Annotated in this window: 22 protein-coding genes; 18 read left to right on the plus strand and 4 right to left on the minus strand. The window is 68.8% G+C overall.

All coding sequences use genetic code 11. From position 1 onward, the window contains the following. Nucleotide 1: 1 nt before the first annotated feature. A complete protein-coding gene (locus tag G3T37_RS01330) occupies nucleotides 2-1,828 on the minus strand; it encodes an AMP-binding protein (protein ID WP_163471679.1) in 1,827 nt (608 codons plus the stop codon). Nucleotides 1,829-1,952: 124 nt separating this feature from the next. Here G3T37_RS01330 and G3T37_RS01335 point away from each other — a divergent pair, with 124 nt between their 5' ends. From G3T37_RS01335 to G3T37_RS01345, 3 genes are all read left to right on the plus strand, one after another. After that, a complete protein-coding gene (locus G3T37_RS01335) occupies nucleotides 1,953-2,903 on the plus strand; it encodes an ROK family glucokinase (protein WP_163471680.1) in 951 nt (316 codons plus the stop codon). A gap of 114 nt (nucleotides 2,904-3,017) precedes the next feature. Next, on the plus strand, nucleotides 3,018-3,677 hold the full coding sequence (locus tag G3T37_RS01340; RefSeq protein WP_241732055.1) for a lysophospholipid acyltransferase family protein: 660 nt from the start codon (nucleotides 3,018-3,020) through the stop codon (nucleotides 3,675-3,677). Nucleotides 3,678-3,769: 92 nt separating this feature from the next. After that, complete coding sequence (locus G3T37_RS01345) at nucleotides 3,770-5,143, plus strand: class II 3-deoxy-7-phosphoheptulonate synthase (protein WP_163471682.1); 1,374 nt, start codon at nucleotides 3,770-3,772, stop codon at nucleotides 5,141-5,143. A 59-nt stretch (nucleotides 5,144-5,202) separates the two neighbouring features. On the opposite strand, the gene pknB is transcribed toward G3T37_RS01345, so the two are convergent. Both pknB and G3T37_RS01355 read right to left on the minus strand, forming a co-directional pair. Then, complete coding sequence (gene pknB / locus G3T37_RS01350) at nucleotides 5,203-7,164, minus strand: Stk1 family PASTA domain-containing Ser/Thr kinase (RefSeq protein ID WP_163471683.1); 1,962 nt, start codon at nucleotides 7,162-7,164, stop codon at nucleotides 5,203-5,205. A gap of 103 nt (nucleotides 7,165-7,267) precedes the next feature. After that, on the minus strand, nucleotides 7,268-8,674 hold the full coding sequence (locus G3T37_RS01355) for a LysM peptidoglycan-binding domain-containing protein (protein WP_241732057.1): 1,407 nt from the start codon (nucleotides 8,672-8,674) through the stop codon (nucleotides 7,268-7,270). A 194-nt stretch (nucleotides 8,675-8,868) separates the two neighbouring features. Here G3T37_RS01355 and G3T37_RS01360 point away from each other — a divergent pair, with 194 nt between their 5' ends. Next, complete coding sequence (locus G3T37_RS01360) at nucleotides 8,869-9,210, plus strand: Rv2175c family DNA-binding protein (protein WP_163471684.1); 342 nt, start codon at nucleotides 8,869-8,871, stop codon at nucleotides 9,208-9,210. A gap of 10 nt (nucleotides 9,211-9,220) precedes the next feature. Here the strand turns inward: G3T37_RS01360 and G3T37_RS01365 are convergent, their stop codons facing one another. Further along, the gene (locus G3T37_RS01365) at nucleotides 9,221-10,312 is read right to left on the minus strand and encodes a polyprenyl synthetase family protein (RefSeq protein ID WP_422110963.1); all 1,092 of its coding nucleotides are present in this window, start codon (nucleotides 10,310-10,312) and stop codon (nucleotides 9,221-9,223) included. 109 nt (nucleotides 10,313-10,421) lie between these two features. Here G3T37_RS01365 and G3T37_RS01370 point away from each other — a divergent pair, with 109 nt between their 5' ends. The 14 genes from G3T37_RS01370 (at nucleotide 10,422) to ftsZ (ending at nucleotide 26,817) form a co-directional block, all read left to right on the plus strand. Then, complete coding sequence (locus tag G3T37_RS01370) at nucleotides 10,422-10,784, plus strand: DUF3040 domain-containing protein (RefSeq protein WP_163471686.1); 363 nt, start codon at nucleotides 10,422-10,424, stop codon at nucleotides 10,782-10,784. Between the two features lie 345 nt (nucleotides 10,785-11,129). Next, nucleotides 11,130-11,561: a division/cell wall cluster transcriptional repressor MraZ gene (gene mraZ, locus G3T37_RS01375; RefSeq protein ID WP_163471687.1), complete on the plus strand. Its 432-nt coding sequence runs from the start codon at nucleotides 11,130-11,132 to the stop codon at nucleotides 11,559-11,561. Between the two features lie 130 nt (nucleotides 11,562-11,691). After that, a complete protein-coding gene (gene rsmH, locus G3T37_RS01380; RefSeq protein WP_163471688.1) occupies nucleotides 11,692-12,645 on the plus strand; it encodes a 16S rRNA (cytosine(1402)-N(4))-methyltransferase RsmH in 954 nt (317 codons plus the stop codon). Next, entirely contained in the window at nucleotides 12,642-13,307 is a 666-nt protein-coding gene (gene ftsL / locus G3T37_RS01385; RefSeq protein ID WP_163471689.1) for a cell division protein FtsL, read from the plus strand. The genes rsmH and ftsL overlap by 4 nt, the downstream gene beginning before the upstream one ends. 11 nt (nucleotides 13,308-13,318) lie before the next feature. After that, a complete protein-coding gene (locus G3T37_RS01390) occupies nucleotides 13,319-15,079 on the plus strand; it encodes a peptidoglycan D,D-transpeptidase FtsI family protein (RefSeq protein ID WP_163471690.1) in 1,761 nt (586 codons plus the stop codon). Between the two features lie 29 nt (nucleotides 15,080-15,108). Next, nucleotides 15,109-16,653 carry a UDP-N-acetylmuramyl-tripeptide synthetase gene (locus G3T37_RS01395; protein ID WP_163471691.1) on the plus strand — a complete coding sequence of 515 codons (1,545 nt, stop codon included), beginning with the start codon at nucleotides 15,109-15,111 and terminating at the stop codon, nucleotides 16,651-16,653. Next, entirely contained in the window at nucleotides 16,650-18,053 is a 1,404-nt protein-coding gene (locus G3T37_RS01400) for a UDP-N-acetylmuramoyl-tripeptide--D-alanyl-D-alanine ligase (RefSeq protein ID WP_163471692.1), read from the plus strand. Before G3T37_RS01395 ends, G3T37_RS01400 begins: the two co-directional genes overlap by 4 nt. Then, complete coding sequence (gene mraY / locus G3T37_RS01405; RefSeq protein WP_163471693.1) at nucleotides 18,050-19,147, plus strand: phospho-N-acetylmuramoyl-pentapeptide-transferase; 1,098 nt, start codon at nucleotides 18,050-18,052, stop codon at nucleotides 19,145-19,147. The genes G3T37_RS01400 and mraY overlap by 4 nt, the downstream gene beginning before the upstream one ends. Then, entirely contained in the window at nucleotides 19,132-20,688 is a 1,557-nt protein-coding gene (murD, locus tag G3T37_RS01410; protein ID WP_163471694.1) for a UDP-N-acetylmuramoyl-L-alanine--D-glutamate ligase, read from the plus strand. Before mraY ends, murD begins: the two co-directional genes overlap by 16 nt. Continuing rightward, the gene (gene ftsW / locus G3T37_RS01415; RefSeq protein WP_163471695.1) at nucleotides 20,636-21,907 is read left to right on the plus strand and encodes a putative lipid II flippase FtsW; all 1,272 of its coding nucleotides are present in this window, start codon (nucleotides 20,636-20,638) and stop codon (nucleotides 21,905-21,907) included. The genes murD and ftsW overlap by 53 nt, the downstream gene beginning before the upstream one ends. Further along, nucleotides 21,904-22,974: a glycosyltransferase gene (locus tag G3T37_RS01420; RefSeq protein ID WP_163471696.1), complete on the plus strand. Its 1,071-nt coding sequence runs from the start codon at nucleotides 21,904-21,906 to the stop codon at nucleotides 22,972-22,974. The genes ftsW and G3T37_RS01420 overlap by 4 nt, the downstream gene beginning before the upstream one ends. A 10-nt stretch (nucleotides 22,975-22,984) precedes the next feature. After that, nucleotides 22,985-24,394, plus strand: a complete 1,410-nt coding sequence (gene murC / locus G3T37_RS01425; protein WP_163471697.1) for a UDP-N-acetylmuramate--L-alanine ligase — start codon at nucleotides 22,985-22,987, stop codon at nucleotides 24,392-24,394. 2 nt (nucleotides 24,395-24,396) lie between these two features. Then, nucleotides 24,397-25,485: an FtsQ-type POTRA domain-containing protein gene (locus tag G3T37_RS01430; RefSeq protein ID WP_163471698.1), complete on the plus strand. Its 1,089-nt coding sequence runs from the start codon at nucleotides 24,397-24,399 to the stop codon at nucleotides 25,483-25,485. A 168-nt stretch (nucleotides 25,486-25,653) separates the two neighbouring features. Beyond that, the gene (ftsZ, locus tag G3T37_RS01435; RefSeq protein ID WP_163471699.1) at nucleotides 25,654-26,817 is read left to right on the plus strand and encodes a cell division protein FtsZ; all 1,164 of its coding nucleotides are present in this window, start codon (nucleotides 25,654-25,656) and stop codon (nucleotides 26,815-26,817) included. Nucleotides 26,818-26,819 lie beyond the last annotated feature (2 nt).

Here is a 26,819-nt window from a genome sequence, read left to right on the forward strand (position 1 = left end):
GTCAGTGCACGAGCGACTGTCCGTGTGTCTCGGGCGCCGCGGTGTACAGCCCCTCGATCACGTCGGCGAAGTCCTTCAGGATCACGTTGCGCTTGATGCTGAGTTTCGGCGTCAGGTGACCGCTCGCCTCCGTGAGGCTGGTCGCGAGGATCTGGAACTTCCGGATGGACTCCGCACGTGACACGCGCGCATTGGCGGCGTCGACCGCGCGCTGCACCTCGGCGACGACCGTCGGGTTGACGGTCGCCTCGGCGAGTGTGAGCGTCGGATCCTCGCCGTGGGTCTTCAGCCAGGCCGGCAGCATCTCCGTGTCGAGGGTGACGAGCGCCGCCACGAAGGGCTTCTGCTCGCCGACGACGATCACCTGGTCGATGATCGGGTTCGAGCGCATCGGATCCTCGAGTGCCGCGGGGGAGACGTTCTTTCCGCCCGCCGTGACGATGATCTCCTTCTTGCGACCGGTGATCGAGAGATAGCCCTCGTCGTCGAGTTCGCCGATGTCGCCCGTTCGGAACCAGCCGTCGTCGAAGGCCTCGGCCGTCGCCTTCTCGTTGTTCCAGTAACCGCCGAAGATGTCGATTCCCTTGCCCTCGATCTCGCCATCCTCCGCGATGCGGATGGACACGCCGGGCAGCGGGGGGCCGACCTTTCCGATCTTGAAGTTGGAGGGCACGTTCACTGTGAGCGGTGCCGTCGTCTCGGTGAGACCGTATCCCTCGAGGATCGTGATCCCCAGGCTGCGGTAGAAGTGGCCGAGGAAGAGTCCGAGCGGCGCGGAGCCGGAGACGGCGTACTCGACTCGACCGCCGAGTGCGGCGCGGATCTTGCTGAGGACGAGCCGGTCGTAGAGCGCGAAGCGCAGTTTGAGCCCGAGTGGCACGTGGCCGGCATCCAGTGCCTTCGAGTGATCGACGGCGGCCTCGACGGCCTTGTGGAAGATGGCACCCCGCCCGCTCTCCACCGCCTTCTGCTGCGAGGAGTTGAAGACCTTCTCGAAGACGCGCGGGACAGCGAGGAGGAAGGTCGGGCGGAACGAGACCATCGCGGTCGTCAGCTGCTTCGCGTCGGGCTGGTGCCCCACCTTCACGCCGCCGTGCACCGCGAGCACGGCGATGAACCGGGCGAAGACGTGAGCGATGGTGATGAACAAGAGCGTCGACGCACCCGGATGCACGACCTCGGGGATGGCGAACGCCGCGTTCCGCGACAGCTCGACGAAGTTGGAGTGGGTGAGGATGCACCCCTTCGGCCGACCGGTGGTGCCGGCGGTGTAGATCAGCGTCGCCATGTCCGAGCCCTTGGCGAGGCCGCGGCGCCGTTCGATCTCGGCGTCCTCGACCTCGGTTCCGCCCGCGACGAGCTTGTCGAGGGCGCCGGTCTCGAGCTGCCAGACGCTGCGGATGAGCGGCAGGTCGGCGTGCACCTCGTCGAAGCGCGAGTACTGCTCCGCCGTCTCGGTGATGATCGCGATCGCGCCCGAATCCTCCAGGTTCCAGAGGATCTGAGTGGGGGAGGAGGTCTCATAGACCGGCACCAGGATCGCGCCGGCGAACCAGACGGCGAAGTCGATGAGGGTCCACTCGTATCGCGTCTTGCAGATGATGCCGATTCGATCGCCGGGACGGATACCCGCCGCGACGAATCCCTTCGCGAGGGCCCGCACGTTCGCCAGAAACTCCGCTGCCGTGACGTCGGACCATCCACCGTCCGCCGTGGGCACCGCGAAGAGGGCCAGATCGGGGGTCGCCCGCACCCGATCGATGAGGAGCTCGGTCACGTTCGCGTCGGGATCCGCCTCGACCACGGCGGGCATGTCAAATTGCTGCACGGTAACTCCCTCGGCACCGGTTGAAGATTCCTGCTCCACTCTAAACCGCAGGAAGGGCATCCACCGCGCCTGTGGAGACTTCGGAGTCGTCGCCCGGAGCACGCGCTCACTAAACTCGACTCTCGTGCATGCGATCGGAATTGACATCGGCGGAACCAAGATCGCGGGGGCCCTGGTCACCGAAGAGGGCGAGATCCTGGCGGAGGAGCGCCGCCCCACGCCCGCCGGCGACGCCTCGGCGATCGTGGACACGGTGGTCGCAATGATCGAGCGACTGTCGGACGGCACCGAGGTGTCGGCGGCGGGCGTCGCCGCGGCCGGCTTCATCGATGCGGCGCAGTCGACCGTGTACTACGCGCCCAACATCAGTTGGCGGAATGAGCCCTTCCGCGCGAGGCTCCAGGAGAAGCTCGACCTCGACATCACGATCGACAACGACGCGAACGCGGCGGGCTGGGCGGAGTTCCGCTTCGGCGCCGGGCGGCTCTACAGCGACATGACGATGCTCACCATCGGCACGGGCGTGGGCGGCGCGATCGTCACGGAGGACCGGCTGTTTCGCGGCGGCTTCGGCGCGGGAGCAGAGATCGGTCACCTGCGGGTCGTGCCCGACGGTCTGCCCTGCGGCTGTGGTGCACGCGGCTGCATCGAGCAGTACGGCTCCGGTCGCGCGCTGCTCAGAATGGCGAACGCCATCGCCGACGTCGGCGGCATCGGTCTCGCCCTGGCCGATGCCCGGCAGAAGGACGGCGGAACACTGACCGGCGACCGCGTCGGCGAACTCATCGCGGGTGGCGACCCGGGCGCCCTGCAGGCTCTGCGAGAGCTCGGAGGGTGGCTCGGCGCCGCGTGCGCGAGCCTCGCGGCGGTGCTCGACCCTCAGGTCTTCGTGTTCGGCGGGGGAGTGGCCATCGCCGGTGACCTTCTGCTCGACCCCGTCCGCGAGTCGTTTCTCGCCCACCTGCCGGCGCGCGGCTACCACCCCGAGCCCAAGTTTGCGACCGCGGAGCTCGTCAACAACGCCGGTGTCGTCGGCGCGGCCGACCTCGCGCGGCTCCACGCCGAGCGACGCTGAGCGCCCGGACGCGCGGAGTCGCGCCCGCATGGCCGACGCGGGGCCGGCGTCGGTGCAAGTAGAGTAGAGCGGCCGACGGGAGGTGCGATGTACTGGTTCTTCAAGAATCTGATCATGGGCCCCCTGCTCATGACCGTCTGCCGCCCGTGGATCGTGGGCCGCGAGAACATCCCCGCGAAGGGTGCCGTTCTCTTCGCCGGCAACCACCTCTCCTTCATCGACTCGGTGTTCCTTCCTCTTGTGTTGGATCGCCGGGTCTCGTTCCTCGCCAAGAGCGACTACTTCCGCGGTACCGGGCTGAAGGGGTGGATCGTTCGCCAGTTCTTCATCGGTACGGGGATGATCCCGATCGATCGCTCCGGCGGCAAGGCGTCCGAGGATTCGCTCAACACCGGTCTCGCCGTGCTCGCTCAGGGCCAGCAGCTCGGAATTTATCCGGAGGGCACGCGCAGCCCCGACGGCCGCATGTATCGCGGGCGCACGGGCATCGCGCGGATGGTGCTCGAATCGGGCGCCGTCGTCGTGCCGGTCGCCATGATCGACACCGACAAGGTCATGCCGACGGGCACCCGGATCCCCAGACCTCGCCGCATCGGCATCGTCTTCGGCGAACCGCTTGATTTCTCCCGATTCCACGGGCTCGAGGGCGATCGCTTCGTGCTGCGCTCCATCACCGACGAGATCATGTACGAGCTCAACCGCATCAGCGGCCAGGAGTACGTCGACGTGTATGCCTCCTCGGTCAAGGACAAGCTGGCCGCGCGCGCTCGCTGATCGGTCGCTCGCGATAGGCTCGCTCCTTGGGCCCGCTGCGCATCGCGGGGCGTGAGCCCGATCATCCGTTCGTTCAACTGCAAGGAAACCCCGTGGAAGACCTGTCCGAAACCGTCGTGGCTGCTGATCCCTCCGTGATCGCCGGTCTCGACTATTGGCGGACCCTTCCCGTGGCGCAGCAGCCCGCCTGGCCCGACCCCGACGCGGTCGCCGCCGCGAGCGCCGAGATCGCGACGCTGCCGCCGCTCGTGTTCGCCGGCGAGGTCGACATCCTCCGTGACCGGCTGGCGAAGGCGGCGCGCGGCGAGGCATTCCTGCTGCAGGGCGGCGACTGCGCCGAGACCTTCGCGGGGGCGACCGCCGAGGCGATCCGCAACCGCGTGAAGACGATCCTGCAGATGGCCGTCGTGCTCACCTACGGCGCCTCGATGCCGATCGTCAAGATGGGTCGCATGGCGGGCCAGTTCGCCAAGCCGCGATCGAGCGATACCGAGACCCGCGGGGGAGTGACCCTCCCGGCCTACCGTGGCGACATCGTGAACGGCTACGACTTCACGCCCGAGTCGCGTCAGGCCGACGCTCGACGCCTCGTGCAGGGTTACCACACCGCCGCGTCGACCCTCAACCTCATCCGCGCGTTCACGCAGGGTGGTTTCGCCGATCTGCGCCAGGTGCACAGCTGGAATCGCGGCTTCGCGCAGAACCCGGCCAATCACCGGTACGAGAAGCTGGCGGGGGAGATCGACAAGGCGATCCGCTTCATGGAGGCGGCCGGCGCCGACTTCGACGAGCTCAAGCGCGTGGAGTTCTACGCCAGCCACGAGGGCCTGCTCATGGACTACGAGCGCCCGATGACCAGGATCGATTCGCGCAACGGCACTCCCGTGAACACCTCGGCGCACTTCCTCTGGATCGGGGAACGCACTCGTGACATCGATGGAGCGCACGTCGACTACTTCAGCCGGATCCGCAACCCGATCGGCGTCAAGCTGGGCCCGTCGACCACGGTCGACGACATGGAGCGACTGATCGACAAGCTCGACCCGAACCGCGAGCCCGGGCGCCTGACCTTCGTCTCGCGGATGGGGGCCGGCAAGATCCGGGATGCCCTGCCGCCGCTGCTCGAGGGCATCACGGGCATGGACGCGAACCCGCTGTGGATCTCCGACCCCATGCACGGCAACGGGCTCACGACCCCGACCGGGTACAAGACGCGTCGTTTCGATGACATCGTCGACGAGGTCAAGGGTTTCTTCGAGGCGCACCGTGCGGCGGGAACTCACCCGGGCGGCATCCACATCGAGCTGACCGGCGACGACGTCACCGAGTGCCTCGGCGGCTCGGAGCAGATCGATGAGGCAGATCTCGCGACGCGCTACGAGTCGCTCTGCGACCCGCGTCTCAACCACATGCAGTCGCTGGAACTCGCGTTCCTCGTGGCCGAGGAATTGGCCGCCGCGGTCTAGCCACCGCGAGCGCGACACGGGCGGCCGGGCGGATGCTCGGTCGCCCGTTCTGCGGTGCGCTACAGGCTGAAGGTGATGGTGATGGTGGAGCCCTTCGGCTGCGTTGTTCCACCGCCGGGTGACAGCGAGGCGACTTTCGCGAAGTTGCCGTTTCCTGTATCAGCGAGCGGGTTGTAGTTCAACTGGAATCCTGCCGTGATCAGCAAAGGCTTGGCATCCGCCCATAGCATTCCGACGACATTGGGCACCTTGACGAGCGGCGGCCCCTTCGATGTGATGAGCTTCACGTCGGTGTCGCCCACGCGGAAGACGCGGGGCGTGCCGTTGCTCTTCTCCTGATCGACGCCGACCACGAGGCCCTTGTCGACCGTCTCGCTGTAGGCGCTGCTGTCGACCTGGGCGGTGAGTCCGACCGCCTGCAGCTTGTCGATGGCGGCCTGCGGGTCGAGGCCCCTCACGTCGGGGAGCTTCCCCGCCGAGACGACGAGTTGGATCCCGCGTTGCTCGGGGTAGGTCTGGGGGCTGCGATCCTTGAGGTTCTTGCCGGAGGGGTCGAGGGCGGCGAGCACCTGGCCCGCGGGTGCTTTGGCATCGAACTGCCGGATGGATCGATCGATCGCGGTGAATCCCGACGACACGATGAGCGCCTTGGCCGCCTGCTCCTGCAGACCCGCGAGTGTCGGCAGGGGGAGCAGCGCCGGCCCGTCGGAGATCACGAGCGCCACCGTCTCGCCCTTGTGCACGGCCGACCCCGCCCCGGGTGCCGTGTCCTTGACGGCGCCCTTCGCCACGCTCGGGTCGGTGGCGTGCTGCCTCGTGTCGCTCACGACGAGCCCCGCGGACTCGAGAGCGGTCACCGCCGCCGTCACGGTCTTTCCGCTCACGCCGGGAACCGACACGAGCGAACCGGGACCCTGCCCGAAGTACCAGCCGGTCCCGCCGGCGAGGGCGGCGAGCAGGATGACCAGCCCGAACAACCACCAGCCCCTCCGGTGCCGCCGCTGAGCCTTCGACGCCAGCAGCGTCTCGTTGTCGACGGCGACCGGTCCCGTGCGATGCCGTGGTGCGCTCGTGAGCACCTGGGTCTCTTGCGTGCCCCCGCGCGACGCCGGACCCGCGGTCGGCATGACCATCGTGCGGTGCATCGCCGTCGTGCTGGAGGGGATTCCGCCGATGCCGAGGAGTTCGGACTGGGTGGCGAGTACCTGATCGAGCATGACGCGGGCGTCGCGAGGCCGTTCATCCGGCTCTCGCGCTGTCGCCCACAGCACCAGTTCGTCGAGTTCCCGCGGCACACGCCCGTTGCGCGAGCTCGGTGTCGGAACCGAGTCGTTGGCGTGCTGGTACGCGATCTGCATGGGCTGCTCGCCCTTGAACGGCTGCTCTCCGGTGAGCATCTCGTAGGTCATGATGCCCACCGCGTAGATGTCGCTCCGTGTATCGGCGATGCCGCGGGTCACGAGCTCGGGCGACAGGTAGGCGATCGTGCCCAGGAGCGCGGCCCCGGTGGCGGTGTTCGCGCTCGCGGCACGAGCGAGGCCGAAGTCGCCGATCTTGATGCGGCCGTCATCCGCCAGCAGCACGTTCTCCGGCTTGAGGTCGCGGTGAACGATGCCCGCCTTGTGGGCCGCCGATAGCCCGGAGAGCACGGCTTCGAGCACGTCGAGCGTCTGCTCCGTGGTGAGTCGGCCGTGCTCCTGGAGAAGGTCGCGGAGCGTGATGCCCGGCAGGTACTCCATGACCAGGTAGGCCATGTCGCTGTCCTGACCCTGATCGAAGACATTGACGACATTGGGGTGGGCGAGGCGGGCTGCGGAGCGCGCCTCCTGGATGAACCGCTCCTTGAATTTGCTATCGTCGGCGAGGTGCCCGTGCATGATCTTGATCGCGACCCGGCGCTCGAGCCGAAGGTCGGTCGCCAGGTAGACCGTGGCCATCCCGCCGCGCGCGATTCGCGAGCGCACCTGGTATCGACCGTCGATGAGACGCCCGATCAGGGGATCCGAGGGGTTGGCATTCACCCTTCCGATTCTAGGTTCGCGACCGCCGAGGGCCCTTCGGAACACGGCCTCGGCGGCGAAACGTTCAGTTAACGACGCTGCCCTCCGGGCGCGGGTTCAGCCTCTACTTCAGGCCGTTGAACCAGGCGCGCGCGGAGGTCTCCCACTTCGCGTACGCGTTCGGGAACGCCGAGATCTGCACGGACTGCGCGGCCTGCGTCACCGTGAGCTTCTGCCAGTTCGGCACATCGAGCAGACCGCGGGTGACGCCGCGGTTGGGGTTCGAGGGGCCGCCGAAGAACAGGCGAGACGCGTAGCTCGGGTCGAGGAGCTGGGCCTTCGCCCCCCAGCCGGTGCTCGGCCGCTGCTGGAAGAGCCCCACCGAGTCGCGGTCGCCGTAGTCGATGTTCTGCAGCCCCGACTCCTGCGCCGCCGCCGCCAGCGCGATGATGATGCCGTAGTCGGGGACGCCCAGCTGACGGCCGACCGCGACGATGATCTGCGCGTTCGCCCGCATGGTGGGGCTCAACGGCGTGATCGTGGTGCCGACCGACGCGGTCGTGATGATGCCCGGGATGACCAGCGTACGTCCCGCGTAGATGATGCTGCTCGGGCCCAGGTTGTTGGCGGCCAGGATCGCGGGCACGCTCACACCGAACTGCGTCGCGATCGAGGTGATGGTGTCGCCGGTGCGGATGACGTAGGTCGCGGCGGACCCGCTGCCGGTCGGCGCGGGAACCACGACGGGCGCCACAACGGGCGCGGTCACCGGGGTCGGGGTGCCGACGGAGGCGGTGCTGGTCTTCGGGATGACGAGGGTTCGCCCCGCGTAGATCGTGCTGCGGACGGTGAGGTGATTCGCGCTGAGCAGCGAGGAGAGGCTGACCGCGAACCGCTTGGAGATCGCGTAGAGCGTGTCGCCGGCACGGATCGTGTATCGACCGCCGACCGTCTGAGCGGTGGGGGAGGCGGCGGGGGGCTTGGGCGCCCTGCTCGTCGCGGACTTCGTGAGCTTGAGCACCTGACCGGGAAAGATGATGCTCTTCCAGCTGAGGCCGTTGAGCGCGAGGACGGAGGCCGTCGACAGCCCGTGGTGAGTCGCGATGGAGCTGACCGTGTCACCACCGCGGACGACGTAGGTCGAGGGCACCGAGGCCGTGTCGATGCGCGCGGCGGACTGACCCGCGGATTCGTCGGGCGTCGACGCCGCGGTGGCATTCGCCGCCGCCATCGCCGACGCGACCGATCGCTGCACGTCGACCGTGTCGGCGCGCGGGGTGGTGGGACGCTTCTGGGCCACCGGTTCCACGGCGCCGGTGAGGTTGAGGGTCGCGAGCGCGAGCGAGCCGACGAGCACCACCGGAACGGTCTGCAGGAGGGACCGGGACAGTCGGCCGAGGTCGCTCGTGGCGGCGGGGTCGGAGAGGGCGTGAAGCTCGGCCCGACGGCGCGTCGGGGTCAGGCCGGCGAAGGGCGAGGGCGGCGCGACGGGATTCGTCGTCATGGAATCGGACTCAGCGTTGATCGTCATGAGTTCTCCGTCGCCGTTCCCCGTCGCATGTCTCGCCCCTAGAAATCATGGCCTTCACCCCCGTGCTGCCTCGTCAAAACTGACACAGATATAGGTCTGTGTCAATCAAAGGTGCTGGTGTGACACGGGTTAACAAGATGGAAACAAACGCGCAAATACCGGCGAAGCGCCGTGGTGCATGGAACAATCGAAGCGTGTCCGAGCTCCCCGACGTCAAATGGTTGACGATTCCAGACCTCACCGAGCTCCTCGGCCTCAAGGTCAGCCAGGTCAGGCGCCTCATCGAAGACCGCGCGCTCCTCGCCTCGCGAGTCGACGGGGTCTGGCGTGTGCCCGCGGACTTCATCGTCGACGGCGAGCCGATGAGCGAGTTGAAGGGCACGCTCGTCGTGCTCGGCGACAGCGGCTTCAGCGACGAGGAGGCCATGACCTGGTTGCTCACCCCCGAGGACAGCCTCGGCGTGAGCCCGATCGACGCCCTCCGGGCGGGTCGCAAGGCCGAGGTTCGTCGGGTGGCGCAGGCGCTCGGATTCTGAGCCGGAGCCGTCAGAAGACGCGCTGCGTCACCGTGTCGGTGAGCTGTCCCAGCTGTTCGCGGGCGGCGCGCGAGAGCGGGGCGTCTGCTAGGGCCTCGCGTGCCCGTAGCACGTTGTGATCGATCAACCGCTCGACCTTCTCCACCGCGCCGGATTCGCGGAGCGTCGTCTGCAGCATCCGAACCTGCGAGTCGCTGAGATCCGGGTCGCCCAGGAGCTCATCGAGCACGCGAACGGCGTTCGCCGGCAGCCCGGTGCGGGCGAGGGCGATGATGACGGTGCGCTTGCCCTCGCGCAGGTCGTCGCCCGCCGGCTTGCCCGTGACCTCCGGGTCTCCGAAGACGCCGAGGAGGTCATCCCGCAGCTGATAGGCGACGCCGAGGGGCAGGCCGAACGCGCGCAGGGCGGCGAGCTGTGCCTCGCTCGCGCCGCCGAGCGAGGCACCGATCGCCAGAGGAGCCTCCACGCTGTACTTGGCGGACTTGAAGACGATCACCCGGTGGGCGCGCGACATGAGTTCGGACTCGGGGTGCGTGAGCCACGACTGCTCCTCGAGGATGTCGAGGTACTGACCCACCGTCACCTCGGTGCGCATGCGATTGAACTCCTGGCGCGCCGCGATTCCGGATGCCCGGCTCGCCAGGCCCGCGACGCCCTCATCGAGCAGCTCGTCGCTCCACCCCAGGAGCAGGTCGCCGAGGAGCAGCGCCGCCGAGCGGCCGAAGTCGGCGGGGGATCCCGCCCATCCGCCCGCGCGGTGCACCGACTCGAAGTGCCGGTGTGCCGCAGGTGAGCCCCGGCGCGTATCGGAGTTGTCCATGATGTCGTCGTGCACCAGCGCCGCGGCGTGGAAGATCTCGAGGGCGGAGGCGGTCGCGACCACGGCATCCAGATCGACGGGTCCCTCGTCGTCGAGCAGGGGTTCGGCAGGGCCGCGGCCCGCGCCGACCGCCTGCCAGCCCCAGTAGCAGAACAGCGCTCGGAATCGCTTGCCCCCGCGCAGCAGCGAGCTCGAGTAGTCGAGGAGCTCGCCCACTTCGGGCGCGACTCGCGCCAGCAGGGGAGCGCGCTCGCTCAGGAATTCGTCGATTCGCAGCTGCACTAAGTCAACTAACCGGGTACTCACAGCCACACTCCTAGCCTAGCCACGCGCGCGGGGATACTATTGAGCTCTATTTACCAGCGCAATCTGGGGACCCGAGGGGATCAGGATGCCACTTTCCGAGCAGGAGCAACGGCTCCTGGAAGAGATGGAGCGCAGTCTCTATCACAACGACGCCGACTTCGTGGCGTCTGTTTCTGCGCGTCGGGGCAAGCCCAGCTACTCCGCCGTCGTACTCGGAATCCTCCTCGCGGTCGCCGGTGTCGCCGTACTCATCACGGGCGTCGCGGTGCGGCTGCCGATCGTCGGAGTTCTCGGTTTCGTCATGATGTTCGCGGGCGTCTTCATCGCCGTGACGCCGCCGCGTCGTGGTGGTCGCGTCTCGAGTGCCCCCAGCTCTACCGCCCGGCCGTCGTTCATGCAGACGCTGGGCCAGCGCTGGGAGAAGCGCCAGCACGATCACGAGGAGTAGCCCTCACCGCTCGCGCGCGGCGCCCCGAGGCACGCGCGCGTCCTCCCGAGTCGCCGGATGACCGGCTCCCGCCCACCAGACTGACCCAGCCCGACGCGTTCGTCGGGCTTCTCACCTCCAGCCGACCCTCACGGGTCGGCTTTTTTTGTGCCATCCGGACCCCTCTCGGGCTCCGGATGGCACTTTTCCCTCCACTGTCCTCCACGCCATCGATCCGCGTCATTTCGGGGAACTTTCTCGTAACCCACCCGGATTGGGGCGATATTTTCTACTTTTGTGGAGGCAAGTGGAGTAAAGTGGAGGTCACGACGAATTTCTGGCCGGATCGCCGAGGGGGTGGGATGCATGTTCCTCGGCACCTACGCGCCCAAGCTCGACGAGAAGGGCCGGCTCATCCTCCCGGCGAAGTTCTGGGACGAGCTGGCGTCGGGCGTGGTCATCACCCGCGGCCAGGAGCACTGCCTGTACGTGTTCAGCACGCGCGAGTTCGAGAGCGTCCACGAGAAGATCCGTCAGGCGCCCGTCACGAGCAAGCAGGCCCGTGACTTCCTGCGGCTCTTCCTCTCGGGCGCCAACCAAGAGCTCCCCGACAAACAGCGTCGGGTCACGATTCCGGCCGGGCTTCGCGAGTACGCGGGGCTCGACCGAGACCTCACGGTGATCGGCGCCGGCAGCCGCGCCGAGATCTGGGACACCGCCGCGTGGAACGCCTACTACGAGGCCACCGAGTCCGAATTCGCCAACACGACGGAGGAGGTGATCCCGGGACTCTTCTGACCCCAGACGCTGACTCCCAGCTGTTCGTTGCCTGGCGCACTTCCCCGGTGCCAGGACGGGACCTGACACACTTCCCCGGTGGCAGGTCGGAACGGATGGGGATCAGCACCTGCGGACATCCCGTACAGCTATGGCCACCCGCGACCTCCACACCCCCGTCATGCTCGAGCGCACGATCGAGCTGCTCTCGCCGGCACTCCAGGCCGAGGGCGCGGTGCTCGTCGATGCCACCCTCGGCATGGGCGGCCACGCCGAAGCGTTCCTCGCCCGCTTCCCCGGACTCGTCCTCGTCGGCCTCGACCGCGACACCGAGGCGCTGCGACTCGCGGGGGAGCGGCTTGCACCGTTCGGTGACCGGGTGCACCTCGTCCACGCGGTCTACGACACGATGCGGAACGCGCTCGACTCCCTCGGCATCACCGGGGTGCAGGGCATCCTCTTCGACCTCGGAGTCTCTTCGCTCCAGCTCGACCGGGTCGACCGCGGATTCTCCTATTCGAAGGATGCGCCGCTCGACATGCGCATGGACGCCACCTCCCCGCTCACGGCCGAGATCGTGCTCGCCACCTACAGCGAGTCCGAGTTGCGACGCATCTTCTACGAGTACGGCGAGGAGAAGCTGGCGCCCCGGTACGCGAGCAAGATCGTGCAGGCGCGCGAGCTGGCCCCGCTGACTCGTTCGGCGCAACTGGTCGACATCATCGTCGCCGCCACGCCGGCGGCCGTTCAGCGTGCGGGCCACCCGGCGAAGCGGGTCTTCCAGGCCCTGCGGATCGAGGTCAACTCCGAGCTGTCCGTGCTCGCGCGGGCCATCCCCGCCGCGGTGGACGCCCTCGACCTCGGCGGTCGCATGGTCGTGCTCGCCTACCAGTCGCTCGAGGACCGGATCGTCAAGCGGGTGCTGCAGTCGCGGTCGTCGTCGACGGCCCCCGCCGGACTCCCCGTCGAACTTCCCGAGCACCGCCCCGAGCTGCGCCTTCTGGTGCGCGGAGCGGAGCTCGCGAGCGAGGACGAGAAATCGAACAACCCCCGGTCAGCGCCGGTTCGCCTGCGCGCCGTCGAGAAAGTGAAGGTCGCGGCATGAGCAGTGCACTCGCGTATTCCCTGCCCGCCCCCTCGATCGAGAACGGCGGCGCCGACTTCTCGCCGTCGCGCGTGCGGATCGTCACCACTCGCGCGCAGCGCAAGGCGCGACCCCGCATCTTCTACGCGCTCGTCACGACGGCCGGCCTGTTCACCATCTTCATCGCGCAGTTGCTGCTCAGCATCTCGCTCTCGGGCGGCGCCTACCAGATCAACTCGCTGCTCGGCGCGCGGGTGACGGCCGATCGGGTCCAGTCCGCGCTCAATGAGAAGCTGCAGGTGATCGCGTCGACGCAGAACCTCGCCGCCAACGCCCGCAAGATCGGGATGGTCGGCAGCAGCGACCCCGGATTCCTCAACCTCCGCACCGGCACCGTGTCGGGCTCGAAGCTCCCGGCCGCCGTCATCGGTGGGAGCGGCGCGAGCGCGGCCTCCGTGACCGCGGATGTTCCCAACAAGCTGCTCACACCCGCCGACTCCATCGATGAGAGCTTCGTCGGCGACGCGTCGACGGTCGCTCCGGCCGGCGTCACGGCGGCGCCCGCTGTGAAGTCGGGCACAGCTTCGTCGACGACCGGCGCGGCAGCCGCGACGGCCCCGACCGCGAAGGTAACGTCTGGCACCACGAACCCCGACGCGCTGCCGTCACCGGTCACGCATTGAGTTAGCAGGTCATGAAGAAGTCACGAAGCGCGCGAGCCCGTCTCGCGGTAACCATCGTCGTGATCGTGGCGATCGTCGTGATCTTCTCGGGGCGCCTGTTCGATCTGCAGGTCATCCAGGGTCCCACCCTCGCTGCGAAGGCGCAGAAGGACCGCTCGACCCAGGTGACCACTTACGGCACTCGCGGGGCCATCGAGGATACGAACGGCAACGTGCTCGCCGACAGCGTCGACCGCTTCGACATCACGGTCGCGCCGATCAACGTGAAGCTCGACGGCGACGACAGCTACGTCAAAGGTGTCAAGGTGCACACGAGCTTCGAGTCGGAGCTGCAGAGCATCGCCGCCATCACCGGGCAGACCACCGACGAGTTGCGCGCCGCCATCACCGCCGATCCGAAGGCGAACTTCGCGTACCTCACCAAAGCGGTCACCCTCGATGTCTTCACCCGGGTGCAGGCGCTGCACATCCCCTGGATCTACTACGAGCCGCACCCGGCGCGCACCTATCCCAATGGCGCGATCGCGGGCAACCTGGTCGGCTTCGTGGGCACGGATGGACCGCAGGCCGGCATCGAACTCAAAGAGAACTCCTGTCTCGCGCCGACCAACGGAACCTCGACCTACGAGAAGGGCGAGGACGGGGTGCGGATCCCCGGCAGCACCGTCACTCAGAAGAACCCGAAGGACGGCGGCACGATCAAGCTGACGATCGACCGCGATATGCAGTGGTTCGCGCAGCAGACCATCGCCCAGCGGGCGCAGCAGATCGGCGCCAAGTGGGCCACCGCGGTGGTGGTGCGGGTCGCCGACAACCACCTCATGGCGGTCGCCGACTACCCCACCGTCGACCCCAACAACGTGAGCGCGGCGAATCCGGCGGCGACCGGCTCCCGGGCCTTCGCCATCCCCTACGAACCGGGGTCGACCTTCAAGGCGATGAGCGCCGCCTCGATGATCGATGCGGGGGTGATCACCCCCACCACCAAGATCACGCTGCCGTCGCTCTACCGCTTCCCGGACGGTGCCTACATCAAGGACTCCTTCCCCCACGGCGTGCTGAAGTACACGACGGCGGGAGTGCTGGAGAACTCGTCCAACATCGGCATCTCGATCCTGTCGGAGAAGCTCGATGCTCAGTCGCGACGCGACTACATGCTGAAGTTCGGCGTGGGGCAGAAGACCGCGGTGGGCTTCGGTGGGGAATCGAGCGGCCACCTCGGCGCGGTGAGCAGCTGGGACGAGATCACCAACCGCGCGGTCGAATTCGGCCAGGGCGTCAGTGCCACCTCGGTGCAGGTCGCCCAGATCTTCTCGACGCTCGCCAACCACGGCGTGCACCTTCCGCTCACGCTCGTCGAGGGCTGCTATCACGCCGACGGCACCGTCACCGACAAGCCGTCGACGAAGGCGACCCGGGTCATCAGCGCTCAGGCGGCGGACGAGACCGTGCAGATGCTCGAGACGGTCGTGTCGAGCGGTCCCAACTCACCGGTGCTCAAGATTCCGGGGTACCGGATCGCGGCGAAGACGGGAACCGCGCAGGTGGCGGGCCCGAACGGGTACACGGATGACCGTGTGATCTCGGTCGCGGGAATCGCCCCTGCCGAGAATCCCAAGTACGTGGTTCTCGTGACCTTCGGTGAGCCAAGTACTGTAAAGGTGTCGGCCGCCGCGGCGCCGGCATTCCGCAAGTTGATGATCCAGGTGCTCAAAAAGTACCGGATCCCCCCGTCGACAGTTCCGGCGCCGTTCATCCAGACGACGTGGTAGTCGGGAACACCTGAAAGAAAGAGGTTCGCGTGACCGCTCGGATCCCCCCGGTCCTTCGACCGGAGCATCCCTCGGCCAGATCCCTTGCCGGACTCGTCGCCGAGTTCGGACTCGACACCGTCGGTTCGCTCGACGGCGTCGAAGTCACCGGAGTCACCCTCAGCACCGCGGACCTCCACCCCGGCGACCTCTACGTCGGCCTGCAGGGCGCGAAGTCGCACGGCGCGAGCTACGCCGCGCAGGCCAGAGACGGCGGAGCCGTCGCTCTCCTCACCGACCCCGCCGGTCTCGAGATCGCGGGCGACGTCGGCCTGCCGATCGTGCTCGTGGGCTCGCCGCGAGAGGCGCTCGGCGAGATTTCCGCGTGGGTGTACCGCACGCGCGAGCATCCGCCTCTCCTTTTCGGTACGACGGGCACCAACGGCAAGACGTCGACCTCGTATCTGCTCGAGGCCATCCTCCGGCAGCTGGGCCTCGTGACCGGCCTCAGCTCGACCGCCGAGCGCCACATCGGCGACCTCACCGTCGTCTCCCGCCTCACCACGCCGGAGGCGAGCGAGATGCACGCGCTCCTGGCCCGCATGCGCGAGAGCAATGTGCGCGCCGTGGCGATCGAGGTCAGCGCTCAGGCCCTGAGCCACAACCGGGTGGACGGCATCATGTTCGATGTCGTCGCCTTCACCAACCTCAGCCACGACCACCTCGACGACTACGCCGACATGGAGGAGTACTTCCAGGCGAAGCTGCCGCTCTTCGATCCCGACCGTGCCCGTCGCGGTGTCGTCTCTCTCGACACCGCCTGGGGCGAACGGGTCGTCGATCAGTCCCGGATCCCCGTCACGACGATCTCCGCGACCGCCGGCGTCGAGGCCGAGTGGATGGTCGAGATCATCGACGAGAAGGCCGCGTACACCGAGTTCATCCTGCACGGCCCGGAGGGACGCTCGCTCACCACTCGCGTGCCGCTCATCGGCTGGCACATGGCGGCCAATGCCGCTCTCGCGATCGTCATGCTCGTCGAAGCGGGATTCGAGCTCGAGGCGATCGGGCACGCCCTCGACGAGCAGGGCGGGATCGTCGCCTACCTTCCGGGCCGCACCGAGAGGGTCTCGGGGGAGCACGGGCCCTCGCTCTACGTCGACTTCGGCCACAGCCCCGACGCCTTCCTCAACACCCTGGCCGCCGTGCGCAAGTTCACGACGGGCAAGACGATCATGGTCTTCGGGGCCGACGGCGATCGCGACGCCACCAAGCGCCACGAGATGGCCCGCGTCGCCGCCGAGGGGTCGGACATCCTCGTGATCACCGATCACCACCCGCGGTTCGAGAACGCGGCGTCGATTCGCGCGACGCTTCTCGAGGGTGCGAAGCTCGCGGAGCACCAACCCGACACCTACGAGGTGTCGCCGCCCGAGCAGGCGATCCGGTTCGCCGTCTCGCTCGCGGGGGAGGGGGACTCGATCCTCTGGGCGGGCCCGGGGCACCAGGACTATCGCGACATCGAGGGTGTACGCACCCCGTACTCGGCCCGTGACGAGGCTCGCGCCGCGCTCCGCGAAGCGGGCTGGGAGTGATCCCGCTCACGCTCGCCGAGATCGCCGCCATCACCGGCGGTCGACTCCGGTCAGCGCGCTACCCCGACACCGCGATCGTCCACGGCTCGGTGCACACCGACTCCCGGCTCGTCGAGGACGGCTCGATCTTCTTCGCGCTCCCGGGCGCGGAGACCGACGGCGCGCTCTACGCGCAGGCCGCCGAGGCAGCGGGTGCCGTGCTCGTCATCGCGGAGCGGCCCGTCGACGTGGGCTGCGCCGAGATCGTGGTCGAGGATGGCGTGGCTGCGCTGGGCGCGCTGGCGGCGGCCGTGGTGACGCGCGTGCGGGCATCCGGACACCTCTCGGTCGTCGGCATCACCGGCTCCAACGGCAAGACGACGACCAAGAACCTGCTCCGCGCGATTCTCTCGGCGGAGGGCCCGACCGTCGCGCCCCAGGGCTCGTTCAACAACCACGTCGGTGCGCCGGTCTCGATGCTCGGCATCACCCAGGACACGCGCTTCCTCATCGTCGAGATGGGCGCGAGCGGGGCGGGGGAGATCCAGCGCCTGGTGCGGATCGCGAAGCCCGACATCTCGGTCGTGCTGAAGGTCGGCCTCGCGCACGTCGGCGAGTTCGGGGGAATCGACGCGGTGCAGCGCGCCAAGAGCGAGATCGTCGCGGAACTCCCGGAGACGGGCGTCGCCGTGCTCAACGTCGATGACCCGCGCGTCGCTGCCATGCAGGAGGTGACGGCCGCGAGAGTGCGCTGGTTCGGCCTGGACTCCTCGGCCGAGCTCTCGGCAGAAGACATCGTGGCCACGGCGAGCGGCACCGCGTTCACCCTGATCGCGGGCGAGCAGCGACGTCCCGTGCGCCTGCGCATCCTCGGGGAACACCACGTCATGAACGCCCTCGCCGCCCTCAGCGTCGCCGACGAGCTGGGGGTCGATCTCGATCGGGCGATCAGCGCCATCGAGGCCGTGCCGCGCGCGGAGCGCTGGCGGATGGAGCTGTTGCACCCGGGCGACGGAGTCATCGTGATCAACGACGCCTACAACGCGAGTCCCGACTCCATGGCCGCCGCCCTCAAGACCCTCGCCCAGTTGCAGGGCCCGGGCACGCGGTCGGTCGCCGTTCTCGGTGAGATGGCCGAGTTGGGGGAGTACTCGCGGGAGGAGCACGACCGCATCGGACGGCTCGCCGTGCGTCTCGGGGTGCAGAAACTCATCGTGGTCGGCGACGGCGCGCGGCACATCCACATGGCGGCGAGCCTCGAGGGCTCGTGGGACGGGGAGTCGGTGCTCGTCGCGACCCCCGATGAGGCATACGATTTGCTTCGTGAAGAGCTGCGCGAGGGGGACATCGTCCTCGTGAAGTCGTCCAAATCCGCCGAACTCCGATTCCTGGGCGACCGGCTCGGCGGGGTCACCGCGTGATCGCGCTCCTGGTCGCGGGGGGATTCGGACTCTTCTACACGCTGTTCATGACGCCGGTGTTCATCCGCCTGTTCAAGCGGCTGAGCTGGGGCCAGTTCATCCGCGACGACGGTCCGCAGAGCCACCACTCCAAGCGGGGCACCCCGACCATGGGCGGGATCGTCTTCATCTCGGGATCGGTGCTCGCCTACGTGGCAGGCCACCTGATCGCCGAGGAGCCGCCCCGGCTCGTGGGCGTGCTCGTGCTGTGTCTCATGCTGGGTCTTGGCCTCGTGGGATTCATCGACGACTACCTGAAGACCCGCAACCAGCGCAGCCTCGGGCTCGGCGGCTGGGCGAAAGTCGCCGGACAGGTGATCGTCGCCTCGGTGTTCGCCGTCATCGCGCTCAACTTCCCGGATGAGAACGGGCTAACGCCGGCCTCCACCGCCATCTCGTGGGTGCGCGATGTGCCGTGGCTCAATTTCCTCACCTTCGGCATCGTCGCGGGCGGCATCCTGTTCGCGATCTGGTCGACGATCATCGTCGTGAGCGCCTCGAACGGCGTCAACGTCGCCGACGGTCTCGACGGGCTCGCGACCGGATCCACGATCTTCGCGGTGTCGTCGTACATCTTCATCGGCTTCTGGCAGTGGAACCAGTCCTGCTACAGCGCCAAACTCCTCACCGAGAATCTCGGCAAGTGCTATCACGTGCGCGATCCCCTCGACCTCGCCGTCGTCGCGGCGGCGATCGCGGGCAGCCTCATCGGCTTCCTGTGGTGGAACACCTCGCCCGCCCAGATCTTCATGGGCGACACCGGATCGCTCGGCCTCGGCGGTGCGCTCGCGGGTCTCGCGATCATGAGCCGCACCGAACTGCTGCTCGTGCTCATCGGCGGCCTCTTCCTCGTCGTGACCGGCTCGGTGATCGTGCAGCGGGCGTACTTCAAGATCACCCACGGCAAGCGGATCTTCTTGATGAGTCCGCTGCATCACCACTTCGAGTTGAAGGGCTGGGCCGAGATCACGGTCGTCGTGCGGTTCTGGCTCATCTCGGGCATGTTCGTCGCCGTGGGCGTCGGCCTGTTCTACTTCGAATGGGTGAGCCGCTAACGGTGGACCGTCTGCAGCACCTGACCAGCTGGTCGGCCGAGTGGACCGGGCTTCGCGTGGTGGTCGTGGGCACGGACGCGCGGGGGTTCTCAGCGGCCGACACGCTCGTCGAACTCGGCGCGACCGTTGTGGTGGTCGACGACGCCGCGAGCGTCGAGCAGCGCCGGCTCCTCGAGGTGATCGGTGCGGAGTATCGGGAGGGCGCGCTGGGCGACGCACCCGCGCTGCTGCACGACGGCGGGTGGGAGGTGCTCGTCACCTCGCCCCGGCTGGAGCCCGGGCATCCGCTGCACCGGTGGGCCGAGGAGGGAGGCGTCGCGGTGTGGAGCGACGTCGAGCTCGCGTGGCGCGTGCGCGACAAGGTGGACCCCGCCGCCGAGTGGCTCGCCGTGACCGGCAGCAGCGGCAAGTCGACCACCGCGCAACTCACCACCCACCTCCTCGAGGCGGCCTCGCGCCGGGTCGCGCTCGTCGGCGCCGAGGGCATTCCGATCCTCGACGCGGTGCGGTACCCGGCCGGATTCGACGTGCTCGTGGTCGAGCTCAGCAGTCGTGAGCTGCACTGGCTCGGGCGCACCCCCGAGGGCACCCTGTCGCCGTGGTCGAGCGTCTGCCTCGGAGTCGCCGACCACCTCGACGGCTGGCACGAGACGATGGATGACCTCCGCACCTCCCTCGGCCGCGTCTACGCCAACACCCGCACGGTCGCGATCTACAACACGGCCGACGACGCCACCCTCGCGATGGTGGAGGACGCCGAGGTCATCGAGGGCTGCCGGGCGATCGGCTTCGGACTCGGCGCACCCGGACCCAGCGACTTCGGGGTCGTGGACGGAATTCTCTGCGATCGCGCCTTCCTCACCGAACGCGCGACGACGGCCCTCGAGTTGAGCACCCGCATGGAGCTCGCCTCCGTGGGGTTGGGGGCCGCGCACACGGTCGCGAACGTGCTCGCCGCCGCGGCCCTCGCGCGGTCGACGGGGGCCGAGCCGCGGGTGGTCCGCGAGGCGATCCTCAGCTTCCGCCTGCACGACCACAGTTCCGCCGTCGTGGCCGACGCGGAGGGTGTGCTCTGGATCGACGACTCGAGGGCGACGACCGTGCACTCCGCGGCCGCCGCGCTGCGCGCCTACCGCCGCGTCGTCTGGGTGCTCGGCGGCGTCGGCGTCGGTGTCGCCGACGCCGTGGGGACGGTGATCGAGTCGGAGCGCGGGCGACTGGCGGCGGTCATCCTGATCGGGGTCGCCCGCGACGCGCTGCGCGCCGCATTCGAACGACACGCCCCCGAGGTGCCCGTGTTCGAGGTCGACAGCCCTGACACTGAAGACGTGATGCCGACGGCCGTGGCGCTGTCTGCAGCGGTCGCCCGTCCGGGGGACGCGGTGCTGCTGGCACCGGCAGCGGCATCCATGGACCAGTTCATCGACTACGCCGACCGGGGGTCCCGGTTCGCGGAGGCGGTACGTCACCACCTGGGAGGGGGAGCGGATGACCACCACCCGACCCTCGGCACGTCGGACGGCCCGAACTCCGGCGACTGAGCCGCTGCGAACGCCGCAGGCACGCCCCGCCGCGCACCCCGCGTCGAACCCCGGCGCACAGCCCGCCGCACACCCGCGCCGTGCCGTCGTCGCGGTGCAGCGCGTGTTCGGCGCCGAGAACCCGAACTTCTACCTGCTTCTCGGCACGACGCTGTTCCTCGTGATCTTCGGCCTGGTCATGGTGCTCTCCTCGTCCTCCGTCGAGGTCGGCGCGCGCACGGGCGACTTCTTCGCGTCGTTCCAGCGCCAGGGCTTCTACGCCATCCTCGGCGTTCCCCTGATGCTGGTCGCCTCGCGCGTGCCCGCGGTCTTCTGGAAGCGGGCGGCGTGGGCGGCGCTCATCGGCACCTCGGTCCTGCAGCTCGCGGTGTTCATCCCGGGCGTCGGCATCAACTACCAGGGCAACCAGAACTGGATTCACATCGGCTCGTTCACCGCACAGCCCTCCGAGCTCGTGAAGCTGTCGCTCGCGCTCTGGCTCGGGTGGGTGCTCGCCGCGAAGCAGAACCTGCTCGGCGACTGGAAGCACGTGTTCATCCCGATCGGACCGGTCGCCGCGGTCGCCATCGGTCTCGTGCTGCTCGGCAAAGACCTGGGAACCGCGCTCATCCTGCTCTCGATCGTGCTCGGCTGCCTCTTCTACGGAGGGGTGCGCCTGCGCATCCTCGGGGCCGCGATCGGCATCGTGGGGTTCGTCGTGTTCCTGTTCACGCGGTTCAGCTCGAACCGCACGAACCGCATCGACGCCTGGCTGTCGGGCTGCACCTCGAAGTCGGATCAACTCGGCACCTGCTGGCAGACCATCCACGGCTGGTGGGGGATCGCCTCCGGCGGCATCTTCGGCTCCGGTCTCGGCGAGTCGAAGGTGAAATGGAGCTGGCTGCCCGAGGCCGACAACGACTTCATCTTCGCGATCATCGGCGACGAGCTGGGCCTGATCGGCGCGATCGTGGTGCTCGTGCTGTTCGTGGTGCTCGCCCTGTCGTTCATCCGCATCATCCGCGCCTCCGACGATCCCTTCGTGCGGGTCTCCACGAGCGGCATCATGATCTGGATCATCGGTCAGGCGTTCGTCAACATCGCGGTCGTTCTCGGACTGCTCCCGGTGCTCGGGGTTCCCTTACCGTTGATCTCTGCGGGAGGGTCATCCCTCATCGCCTCGCTCGTGGGCATCGGCATCGTGCTGTCGTACGCCCGCCACACCCCGGTGAAACTGTGACCACCTATCTTCTTGCCGGCGGGGGAACCGCCGGCCACGTGAACCCCCTGCTCGCGACCGCCGATGCGATCCGGCAGCGCGAGCCGGAGTCGACCGTGCTCGTGCTCGGCACCCGCGAGGGCCTGGAGTCGCGTCTCGTGCCCGCGCGCGGCTACCGACTGCTGACGATCGCGCGGCTGCCCTTCCCGCGGCGACCGGGGCGCGCGGCGCTGACGTTTCCGAACCGATTCCGTCAGGCCGTGGTGCAGACCGAGCGCTACCTGCTCGATCACCGGGTGGACGTCGTGGTCGGCTTCGGCGGCTACGCCTCCGCCCCCGCGTACCGCGCCGCTCGACGGCTCCGCGTGCCGTTCGTGATTCACGAGGCGAACGCGAAGCCCGGAATCGCGAACCGCTGGGGTGCCCGCAGCACCCCCTTCGTCGGCGTGGCCTTCCGGCAGACCCGACTGCCGCACGCCACCTGGGTGGGGATGCCGCTGCGCCGCGAGATCGAGGAGCTCGACCGGCACGCCGCGCGGGCCGAGGCCGCGAGGCTCTTCGGTCTCGACCCGGCGAAGCCGACGCTTCTCGTGACCGGGGGATCGACCGGTGCGCGGTCGATCAATGCGACCGTCTCCGAGGCGGTCGCGCACATCATCGGTGCGGGCTGGCAGGTGCTGCACATCGCCGGCGCGAAGAACGAGCTGGTCGATCCGGGGCTCGCCGACTATCACCTGCTGAACTACTGCGACCGCATGGAACTCGCCATCGCGGTGGCCGACCTCGCCGTCGCGCGCTCGGGCTCGGGCACGGTGAGCGAGCTCGCCGCGGTCGGTGTGCCCGCGGTGTTCGTCCCCTACCCGGTCGGCAACGGGGAGCAGCGATTCAATGCCGCCGACGCGGTCGCGGCGGGCGGCGCCATCCTCGTGGCGGATGCGGAGTTCACGCCCGGCTGGGTGCGCACGACGCTCGTGCCCCTGCTGCGCAACCCGGCGGCGGTCGCGGACCTCGCGCAGCGCATCCTGTCGGTCGGCACCCGGGACGGCGCGTCGCGCATGGTCGATCTGGTCGAGCGGGCCCGACGGTAAAATCGAGCAGATGATCAAGCCCGACTTCACCCAGGAGCTCCCCGCCGAGCTCGGTTCCCTCCACTTCGTCGGAATCGGGGGCTCGGGCATGAGCGGCATCGCGCGGCTGTTCCTGGCCGCCGGGCACCGGGTCACCGGTTCCGATCGCTCCGAGAACCACAACACGGAAGCGCTCCGCGAGCTCGGCGCGCACATCGCCATCGGTCACTCGGCCGACAATCTTCCGCTCGACGCGAGCGCGCTCGTCTACACGGGCGCGCTCTGGCCCGACAATCCCGAGTACCTCGCCGCGAAGAGTCTGGGCATCCCCACCCTGCATCGCTCGCAGGCGCTCGCCTGGCTCATCAACCGCCGCCGACTCGTCGCGGTCGCCGGCGCGCACGGCAAGACGACCTCGACGGGGATGATCGTCACCGCGCTGCTCGAACTCGGAGCCGACCCCAGCTTCGTGAACGGCGGCGTCATCCAGTCCCTGGGCGTCAGTGCGGCGCACGGCGACGGTGAACTGTTCGTGGTGGAAGCGGACGAGTCGGATGGCTCGTTCCTGCTCTACGAGACCGCCGTCGCCCTCATCACCAACGTGGACGCGGATCACCTCGACCACTATGGGTCGCACGAGGCCTTCGACGCCGCCTTCGTGGAGTTCGCGTCGAAGGCGAGCGAGTTCGTCGTCGTCTCGAGCGATGACGCCGGCGCGAGGCGGGTGTCGGCCGCGCTGCACGACACGCGCGTCGTCACCTTCGGTGAGTCCGAGGACGCCGAGGTGCGCGTGCACGACATCGTCGCGGACGGCCCGGTCTCCTTCGTCGTGAGCTGGCAGGGGCGCGATTACTCCTCGACCCTCCGCGTGCCCGGCCGCCACAACGCGATCAACGCCGCGGGTGCCTTCGCCGTGCTCGTCGGCCTGGGCTTCGACCCGGCCGCCTCCCTCGCCGCGATCGCGGGCTTCGGTGGCACCGAACGACGCTTCGAGCTGCACGGCGTCGTGCGGGGCGTGAGCGTGTACGACGACTACGCCCACCACCCGACCGAGGTCGCGGCCGCGCTCTCGGCCGCGCGAAGCGTCGTGGGTGACGGCCGCATCATCGCGGTGCACCAACCCCATCTCTACAGCCGCACGCAGATGATGGCGGGCGACTTCGCCGCCACCTACGAGCGGCTCGCCGACCACACGGTCGTGCTGGATGTCTACGGTGCGCGGGAGGACCCGATCCCCGGCGTGACCGGGGCCCTCGTCTCCGAGCGGTTCGACGACCCCAGCCGAGTCGAGTACCTGCCCGACTGGCAAGAGGCGGCCGATCACGCGGCGGCCTTCGCCCGACCCGGCGACATCATCATGACGCTGAGCTGCGGGGACGTGTACCGCATCGTCCCGCAGATCCTCGCTGCACTCGACGCCGAGCCGGCGCGGAACCCCTGACCGTGAAGCGTCCCGAGGGCTACGACCGGCATCACCGGGTCGCCGCCGCGCACGACCGAGCCGCCCGGCCGGCAGCGACTCCGGCGAGCGGGAAGGTGCGACGAGCACCCCGTCCGCACCCGCCCGCGGAGGCGCCCCGCGCGGAGGCGCCCCTCGCGAAGGCGCCCCGCGCGCGCGGCGGGCGTGGCCCCGCCGACGGGAGTGGCTCCAGCCGCGCCGATCATTCGTCGGCGCGCGAGTCGCGCCGCGCCGGTGCGGAGTCGCGTCGCGCCGAGCGCGCGAGTCGTCGTCTCGCGCGCGCCGAGGCGCGCCGCTTCACCCGTCACTCGCGCCGGCGCCGGATCGCACTCGCCTCGGTCGCGGGAGTCGTGGTCGTCATGCTCGCGGTGCTCGCGGTCGCGATCTTCTCGCCGCTGCTCGCCCTTCGCACGGTGACGGTGGAGGGCGCCAAGAAGCTCTCCGCGGCGGAGGTGAGCGACGCCGTCCGGGCCCAGCTCGGCACGCCGCTCGCCCTCATCGATCCTGCGGCGGTTCGCCGCGAACTGTCGCAGTTCACCCTCATCCGCAGCTACGTCACCGAGATCGTGCCGCCCAGCACCATGGTGATCCACATCGTGGAGCGGGAGCCGATCGCGACGCTCGCCGATGGCGACCGGTTCGATCAGGTGGATGCCGCCGGGGTCGTGCTGTCGACGACCGACACGCGGGCCGGCCTGCCGCTGATCGACGTGGGCGACAAGGGCACGGGGAGCCCGGCGTTCGCGGCGGCGGTGCAGGTCATCCTGTCGATGCCGACCTCGATCTCATCGCGCGTGCGCACCGTCTCGGCGACCACTCCCGACGACGTGCGGCTGACCCTCACGGGCGCGAGCCAGACCGTGGTGTGGGGCAACGCCGACGAATCGGACCTCAAGGCGCGCGGCCTCCTCATCATGCTGCGCCGCCTCACGCAGTGCCGCGCTCAGCCCGTGATCGACGTCTCCTCGCCGTCGAATCTGGTGTGCGGGCCCGACCCGGTGCTCAGGCGCGATGGCGCGACAGCGACCGCGACACCGACGCCGGGCCCGACGAGCACGCTGCCGACACCCTGAGCAAACATCCGTAACCCGCTCGTTTCGCGGCGCGCGGTGTGTCGGGCGTGCGTGCGCGTTGGCACCACCTACCGTCATCACAAGAAATACATGCTGAGCATAACTTTAATCCTCAGGTTGAGGTTGAACGTTTAGCGCAGTCGAGAGTTACCAGCGGAGGCCGGAATCGTGACATCGAACCAGAACTACCTCGCCGTGATCAAGGTGGTCGGCATCGGCGGTGGCGGCGTCAACGCTGTCAACCGGATGATCGAACTCGGCCTTCGCGGCGTCGAATTCATCGCCATCAACACGGATGCCCAGGCGCTCCTCATGAGCGATGCCGACGTCAAGCTCGACGTCGGTCGCGAGATCACCCGCGGCCTCGGCGCCGGCGCGGACCCGGAGGTCGGCCGTCGTGCCGCCGAGGACCACGCGGAGGAGATCGAGGAAGCGCTCGCCGGCGCCGACATGGTGTTCGTCACCGCGGGCGAGGGCGGCGGAACCGGTACCGGCGGCGCGCCGGTGGTGGCCCGCATCGCGAAGTCCATCGGCGCCCTCACGATCGGTGTCGTGACCAAGCCCTTCGGCTTCGAGGGCAAGCGCCGGCAGGCGCAGGCGGAGAACGGCGTCGCCGCGCTCAAGAACGAGGTCGACACCCTCATCGTCGTCCCGAACGACCGTCTGCTCGAGATCAGCGACCGCGGCATCAGCATGCTCGAGGCGTTCTCGACCGCCGACCAGGTTCTCCTCGCCGGTGTCCAGGGCATCACCGACCTCATCACCACGCCCGGACTCATCAACCTCGACTTCGCCGACGTCAAGTCGGTCATGCAGGGCGCCGGGTCGGCGCTCATGGGAATCGGGTCGTCGCGTGGGGCCGACCGCGCCATCAAGGCGGCCGAGCTGGCCGTCGCCTCCCCTCTCCTCGAGGCCTCGATCGATGGCGCGCACGGTGTCCTGATCTCCATCCAGGGCGGATCGAACCTCGGCATCTTCGAGATCAACGACGCGGCGCGCCTCATTCAGGAGGCCGTGCATCCGGAAGCCAACATCATCTTCGGTGCCGTGATCGACGACACCCTGGGCGACGAGGTGCGTGTCACCGTGATCGCGGCCGGCTTCGACGGCGGCGAGCCGACCGTCAAGGTCGAGACGCGGCGCGCGAGCTATGTGGCCTCTCCGGCTGTGCCGGCCGCGGTCGGGGCCGTCGCGTCTCCCGCGGAGGCTCCCGAGCACGCCCCGGTGAGCGCTGCGTGGGGCGACGCCGAGCACGGTGCGACCGCGCCCATCGACCGCACCTTCGACGATGACCCCGACGGCGATCTCGACGTCCCCGACTTCCTGAAATAGCG

Origin of the sequence: Galbitalea soli (genome assembly GCF_010686725.1) — a bacterium.
GTDB classification, from domain to species: domain Bacteria; phylum Actinomycetota; class Actinomycetes; order Actinomycetales; family Microbacteriaceae; genus Galbitalea; species Galbitalea soli.